This is a genomic window from Protofrankia sp. CiP1_Cm_nod1 (assembly GCF_920888515.1).
Lineage (GTDB): Bacteria > Actinomycetota > Actinomycetes > Frankiales > Frankiaceae > Protofrankia.
Map to the genome: position 1 here is coordinate 1 of NZ_CAKKTM010000121.1, position 2,650 is coordinate 2,650.

The 2,650-nt window shown below is 76.4% G+C and carries 2 protein-coding genes; both read left to right on the forward strand.

Annotation, left to right across the window (positions count from 1 at the left end):
• Positions 1 to 88 precede the first annotated feature (88 nt).
• Entirely contained in the window at positions 89 to 667 is a 579-nt protein-coding gene (locus NBX02_RS05780) for a (2Fe-2S)-binding protein (protein ID WP_250285993.1), read from the forward strand.
• Between the two features lie 78 nt (positions 668 to 745).
• A partial coding sequence (locus NBX02_RS05785; RefSeq protein ID WP_250290319.1) for a molybdopterin cofactor-binding domain-containing protein occupies positions 746 to 2,650 on the forward strand: 1,905 nt, incomplete at its 3' end.

The window sequence follows — 2,650 nt, forward strand, 5'->3', positions numbered from 1 at the left end:
CCGCCGGGGTGCTGGCGGCGCGCGCCGCCGGGCGCTGCCTGTCCGCGCCGTCGCCGGCCCGGTCCGTGGACGGGCGGTGGGCACGCCCATGAGTGAGCCCGCCCACCGGCGCGCCTGCGTCGAGGAGGATCCGGCGTGCCCGCCGCGCGATGCCGAGCCGCGGGTGTCCTACCAGCTCCACATCGACGGTGGCGTGCGGGAGGTGACCGATGCCTGGTTCGGGGAGTCCCTGCTGCGTGTGCTGCGCGACCACCTGGGCGTGCTGTCGGTCAAGGACGCCTGTGAGCAGGGCCGGTGTGGCTCCTGCTCGGTCCTGATGGACGGCCGGCTGGTGGCGAGCTGCACGGTCCTCGCCGCGGACGCCGCCGACGCCCAGGTCACGACCGTGGCCGGGCTGGGTGTGGGCGGGCCGGCGCGGGCGGTGCAGGCCGCCTTCCTCGCCCACGGCGCGGTCCAGTGCGGCTTCTGCACGCCGGGATTCGTCGTCGCCGTCACCGACCTGCTGGCCCGGCGTCCCGACGCCGGTGAGGACGAGATCCGCGAGTCGCTGGCCGGCAACATCTGCCGGTGCACCGGCTACGGGCGGATTATCGCCGCGATCCGCTCGGTCCAGGAGGCCCGCCGCCGGCCAGGAGGCTCCCACCAGCGACCGGGGACGGGCCGGTGACCGGGGACGGGCCGGTGACCGGGGACGGAGCAGTGACCGGGGACAGGCCGGTGGGCGGCACGGAAGACCGGGACGATGATGAACCCGCGTCCGCCCGCTGACCATGCCGGACGGACACCGTCCGCCCGGACGTCCGATGATCGAATATTCGCTGGCCGGGAGCCCGTCGATCCGGCGGCCGCCGGCCGGGGCAGCGGTCAGGGGATCGGGGCGCCCGTGCCGCGCCCGGACGGGCCGGCCAAGGCCGGCGGCACCTTCCCGTACGCGGGTGATCTCCACCTGCCGGGGATGCTGCACGCCCGGACGCTGCGCAGCCCCCATCCACGGGCGCGCATCCGCCGGATCAGCACCGCCGCGGCCCGCCGGATGCCCGGGGTGGCGGCGGTCGTGACCGCGGCGGACGTGCCGGGCCGGGCCACCTACGGCCTGATCGTCGCCGACCAGCCGGTGTTCGCCGCCGACGTCGTGCGCTACCAGGGCGAACCGGTGGCGGCGGTGGCGGCGGTGGACGCCCGGACCGCCACCGCGGCGCTGGCCGCGATCGAGGTCGACTACGAGCCGCTGCCACCGTGGACCGACCCCGAGCGGATCGTGGCCGCCGCCCGCGGCCCCGAGCCGCCGCGCCCCGACGGATCGCCGCATGCCGACGGGCTGCCGCGCCCTGACGGGCCGCCGCATGCCGACGGGCTGTCACGTCCTGACGGGCCGCCGTGTCCCGGCGGGTTCGAGCTGCTGCATCCCGACGGGAACATCTTCCGCGAGATCCATCTTCGCCACGGCGACCCGGCGGCCCGCGGCGCGGTCAGCGTCACCGACTCCTATGTCGTGGGCATGCAGGACCAGGCGTTCCTGGGCTGCGAGGCCGCGCTGGCCGTGCCGACGGCCGACGGCGGCGTCGACCTGCGGGTGGCGACGCAGTGGCTGCACTCCGACCGTGAGCAGGTCGCGGCCTGCCTGGGCCTTGCCGAGCACCGGGTGCACCTGGCCCTCGCCGGTGTCGGCGGGGCCTTCGGCGGACGCGAGGACATCACGCTCCAGATCCACGGCGCGCTGCTCGCGCTGGTCACCGGCAGCCCGGTGCGGATCGCCTACGACCGGGTCGAGTCGTTCCTCGGCCATCCGCACCGGCATCCGGCCCGGATGTGGTTCCGGCACACCGCATCCCGGGACGGGCTGCTGGTCAGCGTCCAGGCGCGTCTGATCCTGGACGGCGGGGCGTACGCGTCGTCGTCCCCGGCGGTGCTGACGAACGCGGTCACGCACGCCGCCGGGCCCTACCGGGTGCCCAACGCGGTGCTGGACGGCTGGGTGGTCCGCACGAACAACCCGCCGTGCGGGGCGATGCGTGGTTTCGGTGTCCCCCAGGTGGCCATCGGGCATGAGGCGCAGATGGACCGGCTCGCCGACGCCCTCGGCATCGGCCCGGTGGAGCTGCGCCGGCGCAACGCGCTCGAGCCGGGCGACGTGCTGCCCACCGGGCAGGTCGTGCCCGAGCCGCTGCCGCTGCGGGAGATGATCGACATACTCGTGGACCGGCCGCTGCCGCCGCCGGTCTCCGGGCGGACGCCGGTGACGTCGCTGCCCGGCGGGCGCCTCGCCGCGGCCGACCCGGCCCGCGTCCGCCGTGGGGTCGGCTACGCGGTGGCGTACAAGAACCTGCTGTTCTCCGAGGGGTTCGACGACGACGCCACCGCCCGGGTGCGCCTGGAGACCGGGCCGGACGGCGGGCCCCGGGCGGTCGTGCACAGCGCGTGCGCCGAGGTCGGCCAGGGCTTCGTGACGATCGCCGGGCAGATCGTCCGCACCGAGCTCGGGGTGGACGAGGTGGTGCTCGCCCCGGCGGACACCACCGTCGGCAGCGCCGGGTCGACCAGCGCGTCCCGCCAGACGTGGATGAGCGGCGGTGCCGTGCGCGCCGCCGCGGCAGCGGTCGCGGACGCGTTGCTGGCCCGGGTGGCCCGCCGGCTCGGCCTGCCCGACGAC